The following is a 21031-nucleotide window of genomic DNA, read 5'->3' on the forward strand; positions in this document are numbered from 1 at the left end:
TGGCCGGCCGTGAACAGCGTGAGGATCTGGGAGAAGAGCTACGAACTGCGGCGCCGGCTGCTGCGTGGCTTCTTCCTGCGTCGCGGTTCGGCCAGCGAGGATGCCGAAGACCTGGCGCAGGAGGTCTACCTGCGCCTGCTGCGCAGCACCGGCGAGGATGCCGATGCGGTCGAGAACCCGGAAGCCTACCTGTTCACCGTGGCGGCCAACCTGGCGCGCGAGCATGCGCGCGCGCGGTCGTCGCTGCCGCCGCTGGAAGACGTCGACCTGCTGGCCGAAGTGCTGAAAAGCGAAGAAGACATCGAAGGTGAATTCGAGCGTGCGCAGCGCTGGAACGATATCCGCAGCACCATCGCACGACTGCCGGCGACCACGCGGCGGGTGATGGAACTGCACTACCGCGACGGGCTGGACTGCCCGCGAATCAGCCAGCAGCTGCAGGTGTCGGTGCACATGGTGCGCAAGCACATCGGCAAGGGGCTGGAGGCCTGCAGGAAGGCGCTGGGCGCCAGGGAGCTCACATGAACCGGACCTCATCGCCCGTGGCCGACGACACGATCGCCTGCGAGGCCATGGACTGGTTCCTGCGCAATCGCGAGGGGCCATTGGATGAGGCCGGGCGCCTCGCGTTCCTGGACTGGATGAAGCGCTCGCCGGAGCACGTGCGCGCCTACATGCACGCCCTTGCCTTGCACCGGCAGGTGGGCGAGGCGCTGCAATCGCCGTTGCCTGACGACGCGGCGGTTCCACCGCGGCAGGTCGCCGCCAAGGTGGTGCCGCTGTTCGGTAGCGTGCACGCGCCGCCGCGCGCTGTGCCGCGTCGCGGTCGTGCGCGCTGGTGGGTGGCGGCGGCCGCAGCCTGTATCACCCTGCTCGGCGTGGGCCTGGTTCCGCAGGTGATGCCCACCGAGCAGCTTTACAGTGCCGGACAGGGTGAACTTCGCGACCTGGTGCTGCCCGACCAGACCCAGGTGCGGCTCAACGCGGACAGCCGCCTGCGGGTACGCATGGGCTGGTTCAGCCGCAAGGTGGAGCTGCTGCAGGGTGAGGCAACGTTCGACATCGCCCGCGACCGCCGTCCGTTCGAGGTGGCGGTGAACGGCCTGGAGATCCGCGACATCGGCACGGTGTTCGATGTATCGCGACGGCTGCAGAGCACGCGCATCGGCGTGGTCTCCGGCGAGGTGGAGGTATGGAGCCAGGGTGTGGACCCCCGGCGTCTTGCGCAACTGCGCGAAGGCCGGGTGGTGCAGGTCGACGCGCGCAGCCATGCGGTCGAGTCATTGGACCTGCCATTGTCGATGCTGCTGGACTGGCAGCAGCGCAAAGTGTCCTTCCTCGACGAGCGGCTTGACGAGGTGGCCGCTGCCTTCAACCGGCACAACCAGGTGCAGGTACGCGTGCTGGACGAAGGTGCGGCATCGGCACGGTTGTCCGGCAGCCTCGATGCGCATCGCATCGGTGCGCTGCAGGCCTTCCTCGAACGCGACCCGCGCTTCGTGGTGAGGCGCGAAGGCGACACCGTGCGGGTTGGCAGCCGCTGAGGCCCGTGCGGTCGTGGACTGTCAGAAAAAATTCATCGAATCCGCGTTCTCCACTTCGGTGGATGCCGGCTCTTACTTGGGAGAAGCCGCTGCCGATCCGCGCAGCGGCGCCTGCTGCCTTCTCTCTTCCAAGGACCCGTGATGCGCAACACGCTCTACCTGTCGATCATCCTCGCCCTGTCCCCCTGCAGCGTGCCGCTGGCCTTCGCCGCCGGTGCCGATGGCCTGGAGGCGCGTGTATCCACGCCGATCGCGGCGCAGCCGTTGGCGCGTGCGCTGGAGCAGCTGTCGCGCGGTTCCGGGGTGCAGTTCCTGTACTCGGCCGGCGGTGATGCCCGCATGGCCGGTGCGGTGCCGCGCGGTGCCACCGTCAGGCAGGCGCTGGACGCGCTGCTGGCCGGTACCGGCCTGGGGTACACCGTGGTGGATGGCAATGTCATCGCCATCGATCCGGCGCCAGCTCGCAACCAACCGAAGCCGGCCGCGCCGAAGCCGCGCGAGGCCGAGGCAATGGTGGCGCCGACCCTGGACACGGTGAAGGTGATTGCCGCACATGAGGTCATCGACCAGAAGAAGTCGTCGCCGGTGATCAAGGATTCGGTGGTGTATGACGAGATGGACAGCTACGGCGACGAGACCCTGGCCGAGAGCCTGATGGCCGCTCCAGGGCTGAGTGCGGTGGAGGATGCCGGCGAGCCACGTTACGTGACCGTGCGCGGCGTGCAGGCCAACCTCAACTACACCACCATCGATGGCATCGCGATTGCCAGCGTGGGGGGCAGTGGCTCCGGCGAGCGCATGAACAACCTGCAGCTGATTCCCAGCGACATCGGCACCCGTACCGACATCTACAAGAGCTTCAGTGCCGAGCAGGCACCGGATGCGATCGGCGGCGTGATCGACATCATCAGCCGCAGTGCCTTCGACCGGTCAGGCAAGTACGTGTTTGCCGATGTGGCAGGCATCTACTCCACCGCCGAGACCAACGTCGAGCGCAGCGCAGGCGGCAACCACGAGACCCTGGGTCACTTCGGCAAGAGCGCCAAGATGGTGTTCTCCAACCAGTTTGGTGTCGACCAGGAGTTCGGCATCGTTGCGGTGGCACGCTACGAGCAGCGTTCGCGCAACAGCGTCAAGCGCTGGGTGGAGTCGAACTACTACTACAACGACGCTGGCAAATACCTCACCGACGGTACCACGGGTCCGGACGAGGCCAAGGGCTGGAACGGGCTGCGTGCGCCTGGCAACTTCAGCACTGGCACCTATACCAACTTCATCACCAACTTCGGTGGCTCCGCCAAGCTTGAGTGGAAGCCGTCGGATGATCCGTTCTACGCATCGCTGCTGGTGTATTCGTACCGGTTCTACGAGAACTCGACGATGAACAAGACGGATCTGTACGGCAACGCCAAGTTTCCGGTCCGCAACCAGACCGAAGACAGCGGCACCACCCAGATCAACAGCATCTACATCAAGAACCGCCACGACCGCTGGGACCGCAGCAACCGTGGCGCCATCGCCAGCTTCAACTGGGACATGGGTGACCGTTCGCGGCTGACCCTGCGCGGTGGCCATACCGAAGAGACCTTCCACAACAGCCAGGTCTACTGGGGGGTACGCGCCTACCCGAGCAACCTGTTCGTCGACTACGAGAACGACAGCCACGGATTCCCCAACGCGGTGGCCGTTTCCGATTCCAGCCTGCTGACCAGTTCCGCATTCAAGCTCAATCCGGCGCAGGCCTACGTCTCCCCGCGCGATGCCAAGGAGAGCATCGACAACCTGCGCGCCGACTTCAGCTACAACATCGACGCCGATGCGAGAGGTTTCGGCCTGGCCGCCGGCGCCGAGTACCGCCACCTGAAGATCTGGCAGGACATCGACTTCGACTATTTCAAGAGCAGTGCCACGCTCAACGACTACCTGTATCCGGGTTCGACGCTGCTGGGCAGCGTGCCGGGCTTCCCGCTGATCGACAACCGCAAGTGGAACGAGCAACTGCTGCCGAAACTGGGCAACAACAATGCGGCGTATCCGAATGCCAACTTCACCAGTGACTACAAGTACGTGGAGGACATCACCAATGCCTATGTGTCCGCGCACTACGCCTGGGACCGGCTGCTGCTGATCGGCGGCCTGCGCTACGACCACACCCGCTTCGATGCCTACAGTCCGTTCAGCGATGATGGCGGCACTACCTATACCTCTGCGTTCCGCAACACGAGCGGTGGCTACAACAATCTGCTGCCCTCGTTGAACGCAACCTTCAAGCTCACCGAGGACCAGCGCCTGCGCTTCTCCGCCAGCCGCACGCTGGGCCGGCCGACGCCGAGCAACATCGCCCAGGCCACCAGCACCAACTGTGGCGATGACGAGGAGGGCAGGGGCTTCTGCAGCATCAAGCAGGGCAATGCCGACCTGCAGCCGCGCCGTTCCACCAACATCGACCTGGCGTGGGACCTGTATTTCAACGGCAACAACGGCCTGGTCTCGGTGGCGCTGTTCGACAAGGTGATCAAGGACGACATCTACACCCTGACCACCTTCGAGGACGTGGGTGATACCCGCTACCGGGTGACCCAGCCGATGAACACCGATGAGTCCAAGCTGCGCGGTGTCGAGTTCGCGGTGGCCAACCGCAACCTGCAGTGGGGCCGCCAGCGCTTCGACATGTACTTCAACGCCACGCGGCTGGAAGGCCAGACCAACTACCGCATCAGTGATGGCACCGAGCGCCGCCTGGACCGGCTGCTGTACCAGCCGGACTGGTCGCTCAACGGTTCGGTGATCTGGCGCATGCCGTGGAAGAGCGCGCAACTGCGCCTGTCCGGCACCTACCGCAGCCGGATGCTGGTCGACTTCGGCGACACCCAGTGGCTGGATTCGTACTACGACCCGTACATGACCTTCAACATGGGCTTCAGCCACAAGGTCAGCAAGCACGTGACGCTGAAGTACGAGGCCAAGAACCTGTTCAACACCCAGCCGACCTACAGCACCGGCCCGAACGGGCGCTTCCGTACCGAGATCGACGACTATGGCCGCTTCTTCTACTTCCACATCATCTACAACTGAGGGCACAGCCGTGGAGACGATCAATCGCAGGCGATTCCTGGCCCTGGCCGGCCTGTCCGCTGCCGGTGCCTGGATGGGCACGGCACACGCGCTGGCCGCGCAGGGCGATGCCACCGCGCTGAACCCGCGCAACCTGCTGGCCAAGCCGCGCTTTGCCAGCACACCCTTCACCCTGGGCGTGGCCTCGGGTGATCCCTCGGCCGATGGCATGGTGCTGTGGACGCGCCTGGCGACCGAACCGCTGGTGTTCGGCGGCGGCATGCCGACCCGGCCGATGCTGGTCGAGTGGCAACTGGCCGCAGACGAAGGCATGCGCAGGGTGGTACGCCAGGGGACGGCGATGGCGCATCCCGAACTCGGCCACGCCGTGCACGTGGAGCTGGACGGGTTGGCGCCCGGACGGCCCTACTGGTACCGCTTCAGCGTCGGTGGCCACGCCAGTGCGGTTGGTTGCACCCGCACGCTGCCCGCAGCCACGGCCGCGGTGGATCGCGTGCGCTTTGCGGTGGCCGGTTGCCAGCACTACGAAGAAGGCCACTACACCGCGTGGCGGCGCATTGCCGAGGAACCGCTCGATTTCGTCTTCCACTATGGTGACTACATCTACGAAGGCGAAAGTCAGCCGGGCCTGCGGAAGATGAACGGCCAGCCGTTCACCAACCTGCGCAACCACGTCGGCCCGCAGATCTACACGCTGGATGATTACCGCCGCCGCTACGCCCAGTACAAGAGCGATACGGACCTGCAGGCCGCGCATGCGGCGGCACCGTGGTTCGTCACCTTTGACGACCACGAAGTGGACAACAACTGGGCCGGCGCCGAAGACCAGGATGACACGCCCAGCGAAGTATTCCTGCTGCGCCGCGCACAGGCGTTCCAGGCCTACTACGAGAACATGCCGTTGCGCCGTTCGGCATTCCCGCGCGATGGCCACATGCAGATGTACCGACGTGCACGCTACGGCACGCTGATGGACCTGCACCTGCTCGACACCCGCCAGTACCGCAGCAAGCAGGTGAACATGGCGCTGCGTGAGGAGGTGGAATCGCCGGAGCGCAGCATCGTGGGGGCGAAGCAGGAGCGCTGGCTGTTCGACGGCCTGGCCGATGCCGCACCGCGCTGGCACACCATCGCCCACCAGGTGGCGCTGGGCAACTACATGCGCGAGAAGGATGGGGTGGTGCAGTCGTCCGACGACCAGTGGTCGGGCTATCTGGACAGCCGCCGGCGCCTGCTCGACCACATCCAGAAGGTGGGCTTCGGCAACGTGGTGACCGCCTGCGGCGACGCGCATCGCCACTATGCCAGCGATCTGGTGCAGGACCACCGTGACTCGGGCGTGGTCTCCAGCGAGTTCCTCGCCACGTCGATCACCTCCGGCGCCGATGGCCAGGGTGTGGACGCGTATGCCAGGAACCAGCTTGCGCACAGCCCCTATCTGAAGGCGACCACCGACAAGCGTGGCTACGTGCTGTGCGATGTCACCCGCGATGCGTGGATCGGCGACATGAAGACGCTGGATACCGTGATGCAGCCGAATGGCGCGGTGCAGAGCTGGAAGCGCTATGCGGTGGAGCACGGCCGGCCGGGGCTGCAGGAGGCCTGAATCTACCGGTCTGCGCTGTAGAGCCGAGCCCACGCTCGGCTGCTTTCTCGGGGCAATGCGACCCGGACGAGAAGCAGCCGAGCGTGGGCTCGGCTCTGCAGGGATTCCTCAATCCTGCTCGAACCGCAGTGGTTCGCTGCCCATCGCCGGGTCACTCGTGCCGGGGCGCCCATCCTCGGCGCGACCGGCCAGGCGCAGCATGCTCTCGCCCGCGCCGATCTGCAGGTCATACCAGCCCGCCGTGGGCGTTGCGTCCCACGCCAACGCGGTTTCTGCGTGTGCGGGTAGTACCAGCGCCTGATCGGGCATGTGCCCGGCATAGGCACCAGGCTGCACACGCACCTGCTGCGCGCCGTCACCCAGGTTGCGCAGCCGCAGCCTCAGTTGGCCATCCGTGCGATCAATTGAAGCCTGCAGCGCAGGATCCTTGGCCGCCCCCTGGAAGTGGCGGTGGAAGCCGTTCGGGCCCAGCAGCCACAGGTCATAGCGGCCCTGGGCATCAAGCGGCCAGCGCTCGCGCAGCGCCATGCCCGGGAGCAGCGTGTAGCGGCGCGGCACCGCATCCAGCCGCAGCCGGTCGTAGACATGCAGCACTGCCGCCGCGCCTTCGCAGGATAGCGCCAGATCCACGCCCGAAGCGTCCACCGCAGCCATCGATGCCTGCGGCCGATAGGGCAGGGCGCGCGCCGGGCGTATGCCGACTTCCTGCTTCGCTGGTTTCAGCCCCTCCGGCAGCGCCGGCACGGTTCGCCCTGGCAACGCAGCGGCGCGTGCGGCCACCGCGCTCACGTCGGGCAGGCCGCGTACGAACGGGCGGGTATCGCGCTGGGCGAAGTCGAAGGCGTTGCTGAGGTCGCCGCAGACCGCGCGGCGCCACGGCGAGATATCCGGTGCGGGCACGCCAAAGCGGCGTTCGATCAGTCGAATGACCGAGGTGTGGTCGTAGACCTGCGAGTCGACCCAGCCACCCCGACTCCACGGCGAGATCACATACAGCGGCACGCGCGGGCCCAGTCCATACGGGCGGCCGCGCAGTTCGGCGGCATCGTACTTCTCGTCGCCCGGCGCGGGATGGCGGTGGTACTCGCCCTCGGTACTGACCGAGGACGCACCCGCCCAGCCGCCATCCACCGGCGAAGGCGGTGCCGGTGGCGGCATGTGGTCGAAGAAGCCGTCGTTCTCATCGAACATCAGCAGCAGGGCGGTGCGGCTCCAGACTTCCGGATCGGCAGTCAGCGCATCCAGCACGCGCGCGGTATAGGCCGCGCCCTGCGCCGGACTGGAGGGTCCGGGGTGCTCGCTGCCGGCCGCGTCGGCGATGATGAAGCTGACCTGCGGCAGGCGCCCGTCGAGTACGTCCTGGCGTAGCTGTGGCAGGCCACGGGTGCTGACCCCGCGTGCGCGCAGTTGCGGGTCATGCCCGGGTGCAGCACTGTACGCCCGACGGAACGCCTCGAAGCCGGCCAGCGGGTTGTCGGTGAAGTTGTCCGCCATGTCCTGGTAGATCTGCCAGGACACGCCGGCCTTCTGCAGGCGCTCGACATAGCTGGTCCAGCGGTAGGACGCCGGATGCCCGCCGTGTTCGGGGAAGTTGTCATGCGAGTTGGCGATCACCGGGCCGCCGGCGCGGGCCTGTGCATCGTTGTGGCCGGTCCACAGGAACACCCGGTTCGGGTTGGTGCCGGCCTGCATGGCGCAGTGGTAGGCGTCGCAGATCGTGAACGCATCGGCCAGCGCGAACTGGAACGGCATGTCGCTGCGCTGGAAGTAGCCCATGGAGTGGTTCTGCTTGGCCTTCGGCCAGTGCCCCATGCGGCCGTGGTCCCAGGCGCGCTGCGCATCGGGCCAGGTGTGCGGCGTGCCTTCCACCCGCATGTAGCCGAAGTGCGCGGCGGTATCCAGCGGGAACGGTGCGATCGCCCGCGTGCCACTGGCATCGGGCTGCAGCCACAGGTTGCGCGCGCGGCCACCGGCCTGCAGCGCGGCGGCCGGGGCCACGAAGCGGTCACCGAAACCACGTACGCCCGGCAGCGTGCCGAAGTAGTGGTCGAACGAACGGTTCTCCTGCATGAACACCACGATGTGCTGCAGGTCTTCGAGGCTGCGCGTCTGCGCGGCGGGGGCGATCGCTGCGGCCCGGGCGATGCTGGGCAGCAGCGGGGCAAGGCCGGCGGCAACGCCGGCCTGCAACAACCGGCGTCGGCCGATATCGGTCACGGGCTCACTCACAGGTCCACGCGGAAGGAGATGCCGACGGTGCGCGGGGCGCCGATGAAGGCGTTGTCGCGGCCGTCCACCCCCGCAAGATACCGCTTATCGGTGAGGTTGCTCACCACCAGGTTGGCACCCATGCCCTTCAGGCGCGGCGACAGGCCCTGCAGGTCGAAACCGATGTTGGCATTGAACACGGTGGCCGAGGGCAGCTTGTTGACGTTGGCGGCATCAAGGTAGCGCGTGCCCAGGTACCGTCCGGAGAGGCCGAAGTTCCAGTTGGCGCCCTGCCAGTCGGCCGACAGCACCAGGGTGTTCTCCGGCTGGCCGATCACCTTGGCACCGTCGACGATGCCCAGCTGGGTATCGCGTGCGGCATTGCCACTGCCCAGGTATTTGGAGCGGTTGTAGGTGTAGGCCGCGTTGATCCGCCAGCCATTGTCCCAACCATAGCCGAACGCCGCTTCCAGGCCGTTGCTTTCCACGCCACCGAAGTTCTCGTAGACGCCGTCGGTCTCGCCCAGGTAGTCGATGCCGCTGACGAAGCCCGCCGGCAGGTAGACGATGCGGTTGTCGAACTTGATGTTGTACAGGGTCACCGAGGCGGTCAGCGGCCAGCGGCTGATGCGCATGCCCACTTCGATGTTGTCGGCGGTCTCCGGTTCGACATTGCGGAAGCGCTGCGGGTCGGTTTCGCCAAGTACGCCTGAAGGAATGGCGGCGAAATTCTGCGAGAAGCCGGCGAACAGCTCCATGCCTTCCACGCCCGGTGCCCAGGTGAAGCCGGTGGACAGCAGCGGATCGGACCTGGAATCGGATTTCACGTGCTCGCTGGCACCGATCACGCGGCGGCGCGACTGGTCGACGAAGAACTGCTTCACGCCCAGGCGGGCACTGAACGGCCCGAAGCGGGCCACGTCCTCGACGTAGTACATCTGCTCGTCAACCTTGTACTTGTCCTCGAACTGCACCCAGTACGGCTGATGGTCGAAGGCGATGTCCTGGCCGACGTTGAGCAGGCGGTGCCAGTCACGGCGTGCCGAACGGTCCAGCTTCTCCACCCACAGGCCGCCACGGATGGTGTTGTCGATCGCACCGAAGGTCTGCCGCCATTCGACGTCGGCGGTCACGCCCATGCGGTCGTTGTCGTAGTGGGTGTGGCGGTAGGACTGCGCGCCCAGCACGTTGCCCGCGTAGCAGTTCGGATCGTACTCGGCGGTGAAGCCCAGGCGCGGGGTGCAGCTGGCCAGGCGCTGCGCGGCGCTGCCATCGGGATTGACGAAGAAGATCTGGCCGCGGTTGCTGCCGCCGTACACGGTTTTGCCACCGAGATATTCCGATTCGGGGCGGCCCGCACCCTCATCGCTGACCTGTGCCAGGTAAGGTGGAAGCCAGTCGCCACGACCTTGCATGCGGTGCCCGTAGGCGGCCACCGAGGCCTTGAACCCGTTGCCGCCGTCGAAGGCCGCACGCAGGTAACCAAAGGTGTTCTCGCGCAGCGCACGCGAGCCGGAACGGTAGTTCTGGTCCAGATACGGAATGCCGGTGAGGGTGCCGACCAGGTTGTCGCGATCCGGATTGGTGGCAAAGCCCTTCGGTGAGACGCTGGTGTATTCCGGCTCGTCGGCATCGTTGTAGGACAGGTAGCCGGTCAGGGTCCAGCGATCCAGTTCGGTGATGAACTTGCCGGCGATGTGGTCGTTGCTGGCGTGGCCGGTGCCGTCGATCCAGTCGTGCACCTTCGACGAGGAGGCGCTGATCCACGCGCGGGTGTGGCCGCCGAGCAGGCCGGTGTCGTAGCGCACGTAGTACTTGCGCGCCTCGTTGTCACCGGCGCCGACCACGAAGCGCAGGCGGCTGTCCTGCAGCGGATCGCTGGTGAGGAAGTTGAGCGTGCCGCCCAGTGCTTCGTTCGAGCGCGAGGAGATGTCAGCGGTGCCTTGGCTGACTTCCACCGTCTCCAGGTCGAGGGTGTCGATGTAGCGGTTGGCCAGCGAGCCGCCGCCGTAGCCGGAGCCGCCGTTGGGCAGGCCGTCGATGGTGGTGCCGATCTGCTGGGTGTCGCGGTTGGTGACGAAGCCACGCATGCTGATCTGCGTACCCCACACCGACGAGCCGGTGGCATCGGCTTCGCTGACCACCACGCCAGGTACCTCGTTGAGCGCGTCGTTGACGCTGCTCATCACGGTCTGCCGGTTCAGCGTTTCCGCACGCACCGAAGTCTTCGCATAGCTGGTGGCCTGGCCGATCACCTGTACCTGGTCGAGGGTACGCGCATCGCTGCTGCGCGCTTCGCCCGTATCGCCCTGCGGTGCTTCTGCGAGGGCGTCCAGGGTGGGGGCGATCAGCAGGGCAAGCAGCGAAACACGGGGAAAGCGCGCAATCGTTCGCATCGATACCGGACCTTGGGGGGAGAGAAGCCCCCGAGTGTCGACAGCACCAATGACATCGACATGACGTAGAGATGCAGGAACCGTGTTGTGTGACGGCCGACGCCCCCGGCCGCCTGCCTGTCAGTACCGCGCGTCCTTGGGTTTCGGGTCGCGTGGCCAGTCCTTGGCCTTGTTGGCGAAGTCCGGGCGCGGCTGGTTGATGAAGTAGCTGGCGATGTCCACCGCATCCTGGTCGGGCATCATCTGCTGCCCAAGCGGGGGCTCGCGGGTCACCGCCGGTGGCATGTTGTGCTTGACGAAGCCGGCGGCCTTGTACAGGCGCGCCATGCCGGCGCCGATGTTGAAGCTGTGGTCGCCCCATAGCGGCGGGAAGGCGATGTCACCGCTGTCGTCGCGCCGTCCTTCGCCGTTGTCGCCATGGCAGGCGGCGCACTGCACGGCGTACAGCGCCTGGCCGCGGACCGGGTCCGGGGTCAGCGTGCTGTCGATCGGTCCCTCACTGGGGGCGGCTACCTTTGCACCTTCTGGCACAGGACTGCTCAACCACGTCATGTAATCGAGCATCGCGCGCATCTGCGGCGAGTCCTTCGGCAGCGGCTTGCCGTTCATCGAACGCTGCAGGCAGCCGTTGATGCGCTCGGTCAGCCCGATCACCTTGCCCGGACGCGGCATGTAGCGCGGATAGGCGCCGCCGCCGGTATTGAAGTAGTGATTGCCGAAAGGCCGCTTGCCCTCGGCCATGTGGCACGAGTTGCAGTTCAGATCGTTGCCGACATTGTCCGGCAGCAGCCGTGCGGTCTCGTTGAGGATACGGCGGCCGAGCATCACCGATTCGGCATTGCCGAGCCCGGCGATTTCTTCGGCGCTGGGCGCATGGTAGTGGCCGACCACCTTGCCCTGCGCATCGAGGATATCGATCGTGCTGGCCACGGCGGCATCCAGGTCCGGGTACAGATGACGGTAAGCGAGGGTACCGGCGCCGGCCAGCAGCACGAGGGTGATCGCACTGCCGATCAGCAGGCGGGAGCGTTTGCGCGAACGTTTCATCGTGCGGCCTCCTGCGGAACGTAGTGCACCGGCTTGTCGCGCACCACCCGGCGCATGCGCGCCACGTCGACCTCGCTCACTGCACTGGCGTGGTTGCCCCAGCTGCTGCGGATGAAGGTCAGGATCTGTGCCAGCTGCGCATTCGGCAGCTGCTCGAAGCCGGGCATGGTGAAGGCCATGCGGTCATGCGGGGTATGCGGCGTGCGGCCGCCGATCAAGGTCACCTGCACCAGCGAGCTGGGGTCATCGGCGAACACGATCGAGTTGCCGGCCAAGGCTGGATAGACGCGCGGCATGCCGCGCCCGTCGGCGCGGTGGCAGGCCTGGCAGTGCTCGGCATAGGCCAGCGAACCGGCCACGCGGTAGTCGCCGCTGCGCAGTGCGGCGGTGGTGGTGTCGGTACCGGGCGACCACTGTGCGCTGCGTCCTTCGCGGGCGGGCAGCTGCTTCAGGTAGCGGGCCATCGCCAGCAGGTCGGCGTCGGACAGGTACTGCGTGCTGTGCTCGACCACGTCGGCCATGCCGCCGAACGCCGCCGATCGATCGGTGCGGCCGGTACGCAGGAAGTCGACGATCTCGCCCTCGCTCCAGCTGGCCAGGCCGGTCGATTCATTGCGCAGGTTCTTCGCATACCAGCCTTCCAGCACCGAGCCGGACAGGAACTGGCGGCTGCCATCATCGGCCATCGCCTTTTCCTGGAACGCCAACCCGCGTGGCGTGTGGCAGGCACCGCAGTGGGCCAGGCCTTCCACCAGTTCGGCGCCGCGCTGCTGGCTGGCATCCAGCGACGGATCCGGGTTGAACGTGCGCGGGCGTGCGAACAGCAGCTGCCACCAGGCCAGTGGCCAGCGCATATTGGCCGGCCACGGGATCGTGCTGTCGGCGTTGTCCTGCTTCACCGGTTGCACCGAGCCCATGAAGTAGGCGTACAGCGCCTTGATCTCGGCGTCGCTGGCGATCACGTACGAGGCGTACGGCATGGCCGGATACAACGGCTGCCCATCGTGGCGGATGCCGCGACGTACCGCGCGCTCGAAGTCGGCGTAGTCGTAGGCGCCAATGCCGGTGTCCGGATCGGGCGTGATGTTGGTCGAGTAGATCGTGCCCATCGGCGTCTGCATGCCGAGGCCACCGGCGAACGGCTTGCCGCCGGGCGCGGTGTGGCAGGCCGCGCAGTCGGCCGCGCGCGACAGGTATTGTCCCTGCGCGATCAATGCCGGATCGTGGATGTCGACCTGCGCGGCCTGTCGCGGTGCGAACCAGTAGGGCGTGGTGCGGGCGACGCCGTAGGCGGCGGCCAGCGTGGCGGCCAGGGCAATGGCGAGCTTGAACGAGGTGCGCATGGCGGCACTGTGGGCAATCCCGCGCGCGCGTTCATTGATCCGGATCAATGACTGAACAGATACAGCTTGTACACCAAGCTGAATCGTTCCTGCGTTGTCATCAAGCCGTCATCCATGCGCGATAGATGGCCCACGCGCGCGTCGCTAACCTGCCACGCTGTCGCGCCTTTTCCCCGATTGCCCATGAAGCGCCTGCTGTGGTTGCTGGCGTGCGCCGGCCTGTGGCTGGCTGCATGCTCGTCCTCGATCAATGCCTCGTCCACCTCGCTTGCCGATCGGCTGATCGCGCCGGGTGGCGTATCGACCCTGCTCGATCGTCCGCGCATTGCCGCGGCCATTGCCGAACTGCCCAATCGCCACGGCTTCGCGCCGGGCCGCGATGGCGTGCCGATCTTCTGGCGTGTGTTCGATCCTGGCGATTACGGCGCGCGTTACCACTACCTGCCGCAGCGCCACGAGAACGGCCTGCCGCTGGATACCGGCCTGAGCCTGGCAGTACCGCAGCCGTTCCGCGCGCAGGCACCGCGCGGTACCGTGGTGCTGCTGCACGGCTGGATGATGAACGGTGATTCGATGCTGCCGTGGTCGTTGCAGTTGGCCGAATCCGGCTACCGCGTGGTCACGCTCGACCTGCGCAACCATGGACAGTCCGGTACCGGGCCGTCGGGCTATGGCACCTATGAATCCGACGATGTGGTGGATGTGATCGGCGAGCTGCGCGCGCGTGGTGAAGTCACCGGCCCGCTGTACCTGTTCGGCGTGTCCTATGGCGCCGCCACAGCGGTATTCACCGCCGACAAGCTCGGCGACCAGGTGGAAGGGGTGGTGGCGATGGAATCGTTCGCCAATGCCGGTGTGGCGATCCGCACGATGATTCCACACCTGATGGGACTGCAGCCGGAAGGCCTGAAGGCGCAGGCGATGGCGTCGTACGCGCGCTGGCGCTACGGCGGCCAGGACATCAACCAGGTGATCGCCGCCGCCAGCCGCCGTATCGACGTCGATCTGGACCGCGTGGATGTAGCGCGCGCGCTGGCCGATACCCACGCCTGCGTGCTGCTGCTGCACGGGCAGGGCGACCAGCACATTCCGGTCAGCCAGGGCCGCGAACTGGCCCAGGCCAATCCGCGCGCGCATTACATCGAGATGCGCGGCGAGGACCACATCACCCTGCCGCTGCGGCTGGACCTGCTGGCCGGCGTGGTCGATGACTGGATGGCGCGCGACGAACACCACCCGAAGAGCGCCTGCCCGGCCCCACAGCTGCCGGCCCAGGCCGAGTGGCTGGCCCACCGCTGAAAAAAGGGGACGGAGGGGATTAAGTCGTTTCCCGCACAGCTGGGCCATAAACGACTTAATCCCCTCCGTCCCCTTTTTCTGTCAGGCCACCCGTCGTGCCAGCGAGCGGGCAGACGCCGCGACGCCCAGCAGCAGCGCGGCCACGCACAGGAAGGCGAAGCCGAGGCTGGTGCCGTGTGCCAGTGCACCGATCGCTGCCGGACCGGCAAGGATGCCGGCGTAACCCAGCGTGGTGACTGCGGTGATGGCGATGCTCTCCGGCATCACCCGCTGCTGGCCGGCCATCGAGAACAGTGCCGGCACGATGTTGGCGCAGCCCAGCCCGACCAGTACATACCCCGCCAGCGCCACCGGGAACGAGGGCACCAGCGTGGCCAGGGTGAAGCCTGCTGCGGCGGTGATGCCGCCGAAGACCAGGGTGCGGGTGCGGCCGAGGCGCTCGACGATGCCGTCGCCGAACAGGCGCATCGCGGTCATCGCCAGGGTGAACAGCGCGAAGCCGGCGCCGGCCTGGTCACGCGGCACTTGCCGCACTTCGGCCAGGAACACCGCGCTCCAGTCCAGCATCGAGCCTTCGGCGAGGAACACCACGAAGGCCAGCACGCCGATGAACAGCACCACGCCGTGCGGCAGCGCCAGCAGTGGGCCTTCGTGCAGGATCCGTTGCGGGCGCCAGTGCGGCGCCGACAGCACCGCGACCAGCAGCAGTGCCGCCACCGAAACCAGCGCGGCCAGCCACAGCGGTGTACCCAGGATCAGCAGGCCGGTCATGCAGCCGGCGCCGACGAAGCCACCGATGCTGTAGAAGGCGTGGAAGCCGGACATCATCGCGCGCCCGGCGTCGCGCTCGACCGCGACCGCCTGCATGTTCATCGCACAATCCAGCGCACCGACGCCGGCGCCGAACACGAACAGCGCCGCGCCCAGTGCCACCGGCGAAGGCGCCAGCACCAGCAGGGGCAGGGCGCACAGCATCATCGCGCAGGTGATCACCATCACCCGGCGGCAGCCCAGTCGCCCGGTCAGCGCACCCGCCAACGGCATCGCCAGCAGTGAGCCGAGCCCGAGGCACAGCAGCACGGCGCCGAGGCTGGCGTCGGACAGTCCGGCCTTGGCCTTGGCGTAGGGCACCATGGGCGCCCACGCGGCGGTGGCGAATCCGGGAATGAAGAAGGCGGCGCGGGTGGCGTGCTGCTGGGCACGTGGGGATGAAGGCGTCATGCGCGATGCGAAGCTCCAAGGGACGTTTATGGAAACGTTTTCAGGTCGGCTCGGCAAGTGCCATGCGCGACATCGGGCGACGCATACGATTGCAGTGACCCGATTGCGTCACCAGCGATTAACGCCACGCGCGGACAGTGGCTGCACGGTCTGCATTCCGCCGGCCGCTGCCGGAGACCTGTACATGAGCACGACACCGACCATCCTCCTCGTCCACGGCTTCTGGGGCGGGGCCGCACACTGGGCCAAGGTGATCCTGGAACTGCATCGCAACGGCCACGACCGTGTGCAGGCGGTGGAACTGCCACTGACCTCGCTGGCCGACGACGCAGGGCGCACCCGGAAAATGATCCGGCAGATTGACGGGCCGGTGCTGCTGGTCGGCCACTCCTATGGCGGCGCGGTGATCAGCCAGGCCGGTAACGAGCCCAACGTGAAGGGCCTGGTCTACATCGCCGCGTTCGCGCCTGATGCCGGCGAGAGTCCCGGTGGCATCACCCAGCAGCACCTGCCGGAGGCGGCGCCGAACCTGGCACCTGACAGTGATGGCTACCTGTGGCTGCGTGCGGACAAGTTCCATGAGAGCTTCTGCCAGGATCTGAGCGAGGACGAAGGCCGGGTGATGGCCGTTACCCAGAAGGCACCGCTGGCCAGCACCTTCGGTGATGCGGTCAGCGACCCGGCGTGGAAGCACATGCCGAGCTGGTACCAGCTGTCCCGCCAGGACCGCATGATCGCGCCGGAAAACCAGAAGGCCATGGCCGCAAGGATGCAGCCCAAGCGCCTGCTGGAGCTGGATGCCAGCCATGCCTCGCTGGCTTCGCAGCCGAAGGAAGTGACCGCGCTGATCCTGGAGGCCTGCGCCGCCATCGGCGGCTGATCCCGCGCCAGCACTCCGCGCGACAGCCGCGGCGCAGGGGAGTACACTCCTGCGCCGCGGCTGTCCGGCCGCGTCCCTCTCTTCCCTCCAGCCGCCGCCAGAGGATCCCACCCTATCGTGGAGGTCCTGCCGTGCTGTCTGTGCCTGTTGTCCCTACGCCGTCCCCCTTGCCGCGTCGCCGCGCGTTGCCGCAGGCGCTGGCCCGGGGTTTGCTGATCGCTGCTCTGGGCAGCAGCGGTATTGCTGTTGCGCAGTCCAGTACGGATCCAGCCAAGGATTCGCAGGCGCCTGCATCACAGACCCTGCAGACCGTGCAGGTCACGGCCAACCTGCTCGGTACCATCACCGAGGGCAGCGGCGCCTATACGCCCGGCACTATTGCCACCGCGACCCGCCTGGTGCTGACGCCACGGCAGACCCCGCAGACCATCAGCGTGATCACCCGCGCCCAGATGGATGACTTCGGCCTGCACGGCATCGATGACGTGATGCGGGTGACCCCCGGCGTCAGCATCGTCACCTACGACAGCGAACGCACCGAGTACTACGCGCGCGGCTTCGCGATCCAGAACTTCCAGTACGACGGCATTCCGATGTCGCGCAATTCGGCGTACTCCGCCGGCAACACGCTCAGCGATACCGCCATCTACGACCGCATCGAGGTGCTCAAGGGCGCGACCGGCCTGTTGACCGGCATGGGCGATCCGGGTGCGACCATCAATCTGGTGCGCAAGAAGCCGGGCAAGGACTTCGCCGGCAGCGCCTCACTGGGTGTCGGCCGCTGGGACGACTACCGCGCCGAGCTCGATGTCGGTGGTCCGCTGACTGCCGATGGCCGCGTGCGTGGCCGTGCCGTGGGGGCTTGGGAAGACAAGCACTCCAACCTGGACAACTACCAGCGCACCAGCAAGGTCGGCTATGCCGTGCTGGAAGCCGATCTGGGCGAACGCACGCTGCTGTCGGTTGGTGGCGACGTGATGGACAGCGACCCGAAGGGGTCGACGTGGGGCGGCATTCCGCTGCTGGACAGCGCCGGCAACTTCAACCGCATGCCGCGCTCGTTCAACAATGGTGCGCAATGGGCCGGCTGGCGCCAGTACGTGCGTACCGGTTTCACCACGTTGGAGCACACGTTCGCCAACGATTGGATTGCCAAGCTGCAGCTCAACCACCAGGTCAACGGCTATGACGCCGCGCTGGCCGGTGCCGCTGCCGGCAATCCTGACCCGTTGACCGGCGAGGGCGTCAGCCTGTGGCTCGGCAAGTACGTCGGCAAGACCGTCAGCAATGCCGCCGACTTCTATGTGAGCGGGCATTTCGGCCTGTTCGGCCGCGAGCATGAGCTGGTGGTCGGTGGCAGTGCCTCGCGCAAGCGCTGGACCAATACCGGCTACGGCCCGCAGGCGGGGTTCCCGGATACCGTGCCGGACTACAGAAGCTGGAATGGCGACATTGCCGAACCGCAGTGGCAGCGCACCTATGACAACAATGAAGTGACCCGCGAGAATGGGCTGTACGTGGTTGGCCGCTTCGATCTGGCCGATCCGTTGAAGCTGATCGTCGGCAGCCGCCTGGCCAGTTACCGCTCGCCGGACACGCGAGAGACCGGCGTCCATGTGCCCTATGCCGGCGTGGTCTACGACCTCGGCGAGCATTACTCGGTGTATGCCAGCTACAGCACCATCTTCAAGCCGCAGGGCGAGCGTGACGAGCAGGGCAAGGCACTGGATCCACTGGAGGGCCGCAGCTACGAGGTTGGCCTGAAGGCTGAGTTCTTCGATGGACGCCTCAATGCCAGTGCGGCGCTGTTCCAGCTTGATCAGGACAACTTCGCCCAGCCTACCGGCGGCAAGACACCGGATGGCCAGGATGCCTACCGCGCCTTGATGGGCGTGCGCACCAAGGGTTACGAGCTTGAAATGTCGGGTCAGCTGGCCGACGGCTGGCAGGTGCAGGGTGGGTTCTCCCACAAGATTGCCCGCCAGGCGGGCACCAAGGTGACCACGCTGGAACCGGAGAACCAGTTCAGCCTGCACACCCGCTACCGTCTGCGTGGCGCCTGGCAGGGGCTGACGCTGGGTGGTGGCGCACGCTGGCAGGATTCGACTTTCGGCGAGATCACCAACCCGGCCACGCGGGCCAAGGTGGTGCATCGCACGCAGCCGTACTGGTTGCTCGATGCGATGGCGCGCTACCAGTTCAACGATCGCCTGTCGGCCACGGTCAACGTCAACAACCTGCTCGACAAGCGTTACTACACGATCTTCAACTGGTACAGCACCTACACCTGGGGTGAGCCGCGCAACGTGCGGTTGAGCTTGAATTACAGGTTCTGACGCAGATGCGCCCGCGATGCTCTGCAGCATCGCGGGCGATGTGGTTACAGCGGCAGGTCGAACACCAGCACTTCGGCATCGTTGCCGTTTTCCAGCGTCAGCTGGGCTTCGTCGCTGACCTGCAGCGCATCACCGGCTTCCAGGGTGATGCCGTTGACCTGCAGCTGCCCACGGGCCACCTGCACATAGGCGCCACGACCGTTGCCAAGCGCATGGTGCAGCTTCTGGCCGCCATCGAGGATGGTGGCGAAGATGCGGGCATCCTGGTGGATGCGCAGCGAACCGTCGGCACCGTCCGGCGAAGCGATCAGGCGCAGCTGGCCGCGCTTGGTCTCCGGTGCGAAGTGGGTCTCCTCGTACGACGGCGTGATGTTCTCGGTGTCCGGGAAGATCCAGATCTGCAGGAAGTGCACGGTATCGTCGGCGGAATGGTTGAACTCGCTGTGGGTGACGCCGCTGCCGGCGCTCATGCGCTGCACGTCGCCGTAACGCAGCACCGAGCCGGTGCCCATCGAGTCCTTGTGTTCCAGCGCACCGCCCAGCACGTAGGAGATGATTTCCATGTTGCTGTGGCCGTGGGTGCCGAAGCCCTGGCCGCCGATCACCTTGTCTTCGTTGATCACCCGCAGCGGGCCGAAGCTGACGTAGCGCGGGTCGTAGTAGTTGGCGAAGGAGAAGGTATGGCGCGAGGACAGCCAGCCATGCTCGGCCAGGCCACGGGTAGCGCTCTTGCGGATCTGCAGCATGATGGAATCTCCTTGTTCGATGGCTTCGATGGGGCGGGGTGGGCTGGCAGCCGCTGTGTTTCCCCGTTGGAGAGAAGTATCCGCTTGCGCCTTGGGTTTGAAAAACGGATAGTTTTGACAGCCATCATCGAAAAATTCGAATGCTCAAGCTCAGCCTCGATGCCCTGCAGATCCTGGATGCCATCGACCGCCGCGGCTCCTTTGCCGGCGCCGGCAAAGCCCTGCACAAGGTGCCCTCGACCATCTCCTACACCGTGGCCAAGCTGGAGGAGGACCTGGGCGTTCAGCTGTTCGACCGGGTCGGTCCGCGCGCCGAGCCGACCGAGGCTGGCCGCGCGCTGCTGGACGAAGGCCGGCACCTGCTGCGCGCCGCCCGCGAGCTGGAACTGCGGGTGCGCCGGGTGGCGTCGGGCTGGGAGACCGAACTGACGCTGGCGGTGGATTCGGTGTTCCCGACCTGGCTGCTCGGCCCGGACATCGCCGCGTTTCGCGAGGCCGAGGCACCGACCCGTCTGCGATTGATCGGCGAGGCCCTGTCCGGCACCTGGGAGGCCCTGCTGGACCGCCGTGCCGACCTGCTGGTCGGTGCGCCGGGTGAGGGCCCCAGTGGCGGTGGTTACGTGGTCGAGCCGCTGGGCACGGTGGAGTTCGTGTTCGCGGTCGCGCCCGGTCATCCGTTGGCCGCAGTGCCGGGTGTGCTGGGTCGCGAGCAGCTGGTCGAGCACTGCGCGATCGCGGTCTCTGATTCCGCGCGCAGGCTGCTGCCGCGCACGGTCGGCTTGTTGATGGGGCAGGAGATGCTGACGGTGCCGGACATGGCCAGCAAATTGAAGTTGCAGTGCGAAGGCGTGGGCTTCGGTTTCCTGCCCGAACCGTGCGCGCGCGCTGCGGTGGCGCGCGGCCAGCTGGTGATCCGCGAGGTGGAGGAACACAAGCCGGAGGAGACCTTCTGGCTGGCCTGGCGCACTGGCGAGGATGGCGCCGCATTGCGCTGGTGGCGCGAGCGCCTGCGCAGGCCGGAGCTGTTGTCGCAGTGGTGGCAGGCAATGGCCAGGGGGTAGGGGTTTGGCAGGGCTGCGCCCTGCACCCGCTACGATCCAGAGCAACAGCAACAGCAACAGCAACAGCAGAAGCTGGTTTCCTGAGGGATGGCGGGGTGGGTCCGGTTGCGGGAGACGCCGTAAACCCTTCCATGAAGTGACCCCCGGGAGTTGGACGTCAGATCCAACCCCGAGGGATGCATGAACAGATACGACGCACGTTTCAAACTGCAGGTCGCCAAAGAGGCCTGCAAGACCTCCACATCGGTCAAAGCCATTGCCCGTCGCCA

Annotated in this window: 14 protein-coding genes; 8 read left to right on the forward strand and 6 right to left on the reverse strand. The window is 66.6% G+C overall.

Translation table 11 applies throughout. The features are described from left to right. Nucleotides 1–9: 9 nt before the first annotated feature. The 4 genes from AC5P9N_RS20670 to AC5P9N_RS20685 all read left to right on the forward strand — a co-directional run bounded on the left by AC5P9N_RS20670 (nt 10) and on the right by AC5P9N_RS20685 (nt 6225). On the forward strand, nt 10–525 hold the full coding sequence (locus AC5P9N_RS20670; RefSeq protein ID WP_005409031.1) for an RNA polymerase sigma factor: 516 nt from the start codon (nt 10–12) through the stop codon (nt 523–525). Further along, on the forward strand, nt 522–1544 hold the full coding sequence (locus tag AC5P9N_RS20675) for a FecR family protein (RefSeq protein ID WP_099485096.1): 1023 nt from the start codon (nt 522–524) through the stop codon (nt 1542–1544). Before AC5P9N_RS20670 ends, AC5P9N_RS20675 begins: the two co-directional genes overlap by 4 nt. A gap of 141 nt (nt 1545–1685) precedes the next feature. Next, nucleotides 1686–4619, forward strand: coding sequence for a TonB-dependent receptor (locus AC5P9N_RS20680; protein WP_099485097.1), 2934 nt, complete (start codon nt 1686–1688; stop codon nt 4617–4619). A 10-nt stretch (nt 4620–4629) separates the two neighbouring features. Continuing rightward, nucleotides 4630–6225: an alkaline phosphatase D family protein gene (locus AC5P9N_RS20685; RefSeq protein WP_099485098.1), complete on the forward strand. Its 1596-nt coding sequence runs from the start codon at nt 4630–4632 to the stop codon at nt 6223–6225. A gap of 108 nt (nt 6226–6333) precedes the next feature. On the opposite strand, the gene AC5P9N_RS20690 is transcribed toward AC5P9N_RS20685, so the two are convergent. The 4 genes from AC5P9N_RS20690 to AC5P9N_RS20705 all read right to left on the reverse strand — a co-directional run bounded on the left by AC5P9N_RS20690 (nt 6334) and on the right by AC5P9N_RS20705 (nt 13219). Then, nucleotides 6334–8442 (reverse strand): phosphocholine-specific phospholipase C, encoded by a 2109-nt coding sequence (locus AC5P9N_RS20690; protein ID WP_062607607.1) that lies wholly within the window; start codon nt 8440–8442, stop codon nt 6334–6336. An 8-nt stretch (nt 8443–8450) separates the two neighbouring features. Then, a complete protein-coding gene (locus AC5P9N_RS20695) occupies nt 8451–10829 on the reverse strand; it encodes a TonB-dependent receptor (protein ID WP_062607609.1) in 2379 nt (792 codons plus the stop codon). 120 nt (nt 10830–10949) lie between these two features. Next, entirely contained in the window at nt 10950–11876 is a 927-nt protein-coding gene (locus tag AC5P9N_RS20700) for a c-type cytochrome (protein ID WP_043035012.1), read from the reverse strand. Continuing rightward, nucleotides 11873–13219 (reverse strand): c-type cytochrome, encoded by a 1347-nt coding sequence (locus AC5P9N_RS20705; RefSeq protein WP_088610881.1) that lies wholly within the window; start codon nt 13217–13219, stop codon nt 11873–11875. The genes AC5P9N_RS20700 and AC5P9N_RS20705 overlap by 4 nt, the downstream gene beginning before the upstream one ends. 183 nt (nt 13220–13402) lie before the next feature. Here AC5P9N_RS20705 and AC5P9N_RS20710 point away from each other — a divergent pair, with 183 nt between their 5' ends. Continuing rightward, a complete protein-coding gene (locus AC5P9N_RS20710; RefSeq protein WP_099485099.1) occupies nt 13403–14518 on the forward strand; it encodes an alpha/beta fold hydrolase in 1116 nt (371 codons plus the stop codon). Nucleotides 14519–14599: 81 nt separating this feature from the next. Here the strand turns inward: AC5P9N_RS20710 and AC5P9N_RS20715 are convergent, their stop codons facing one another. Next, entirely contained in the window at nt 14600–15739 is a 1140-nt protein-coding gene (locus AC5P9N_RS20715) for an MFS transporter (protein ID WP_099485100.1), read from the reverse strand. Nucleotides 15740–15923: 184 nt separating this feature from the next. On the opposite strand from AC5P9N_RS20715, the gene AC5P9N_RS20720 reads away from it, so the two are divergent. Beyond that, nucleotides 15924–16619, forward strand: coding sequence for an alpha/beta hydrolase (locus AC5P9N_RS20720; protein ID WP_099472929.1), 696 nt, complete (start codon nt 15924–15926; stop codon nt 16617–16619). A 131-nt stretch (nt 16620–16750) separates the two neighbouring features. Further along, nucleotides 16751–18955 carry a TonB-dependent siderophore receptor gene (locus AC5P9N_RS20725; protein ID WP_099485101.1) on the forward strand — a complete coding sequence of 735 codons (2205 nt, stop codon included), beginning with the start codon at nt 16751–16753 and terminating at the stop codon, nt 18953–18955. Between the two features lie 44 nt (nt 18956–18999). On the opposite strand, the gene AC5P9N_RS20730 is transcribed toward AC5P9N_RS20725, so the two are convergent. Further along, complete coding sequence (locus AC5P9N_RS20730; RefSeq protein ID WP_012479752.1) at nt 19000–19701, reverse strand: pirin family protein; 702 nt, start codon at nt 19699–19701, stop codon at nt 19000–19002. Between the two features lie 140 nt (nt 19702–19841). Here AC5P9N_RS20730 and AC5P9N_RS20735 point away from each other — a divergent pair, with 140 nt between their 5' ends. Continuing rightward, nucleotides 19842–20762: a LysR family transcriptional regulator gene (locus AC5P9N_RS20735; protein ID WP_005409044.1), complete on the forward strand. Its 921-nt coding sequence runs from the start codon at nt 19842–19844 to the stop codon at nt 20760–20762. The last annotated feature ends 269 nt before the right edge of the window (nt 20763–21031 follow it).

Source organism: Stenotrophomonas sp. YJH_SMC_6 (assembly GCF_059371335.1).

Excerpts from the sequence above, each read along its gene's own strand:
- AC5P9N_RS20675 (WP_099485096.1), top strand. The coding sequence starts at position 522 with ATGAACCGGACCTCATCGCCCGTGGCCGACGACACGATCGCCTGCGAG.
- AC5P9N_RS20680 (WP_099485097.1), top strand. The coding sequence starts at position 1,686 with ATGCGCAACACGCTCTACCTGTCGATCATCCTCGCCCTGTCCCCCTGC.
- AC5P9N_RS20695 (WP_062607609.1), bottom strand. The coding sequence starts at position 10,829 with ATGCGAACGATTGCGCGCTTTCCCCGTGTTTCGCTGCTTGCCCTGCTG.
- AC5P9N_RS20700 (WP_043035012.1), bottom strand. The coding sequence starts at position 11,876 with ATGAAACGTTCGCGCAAACGCTCCCGCCTGCTGATCGGCAGTGCGATC.
- AC5P9N_RS20705 (WP_088610881.1), bottom strand. The coding sequence starts at position 13,219 with ATGCGCACCTCGTTCAAGCTCGCCATTGCCCTGGCCGCCACGCTGGCC.
- AC5P9N_RS20710 (WP_099485099.1), top strand. The coding sequence starts at position 13,403 with ATGAAGCGCCTGCTGTGGTTGCTGGCGTGCGCCGGCCTGTGGCTGGCT.
- AC5P9N_RS20715 (WP_099485100.1), bottom strand. The coding sequence starts at position 15,739 with ATGACGCCTTCATCCCCACGTGCCCAGCAGCACGCCACCCGCGCCGCC.
- AC5P9N_RS20720 (WP_099472929.1), top strand. The coding sequence starts at position 15,924 with ATGAGCACGACACCGACCATCCTCCTCGTCCACGGCTTCTGGGGCGGG.
- AC5P9N_RS20730 (WP_012479752.1), bottom strand. The coding sequence starts at position 19,701 with ATGCTGCAGATCCGCAAGAGCGCTACCCGTGGCCTGGCCGAGCATGGC.
- AC5P9N_RS20735 (WP_005409044.1), top strand. The coding sequence starts at position 19,842 with ATGCTCAAGCTCAGCCTCGATGCCCTGCAGATCCTGGATGCCATCGAC.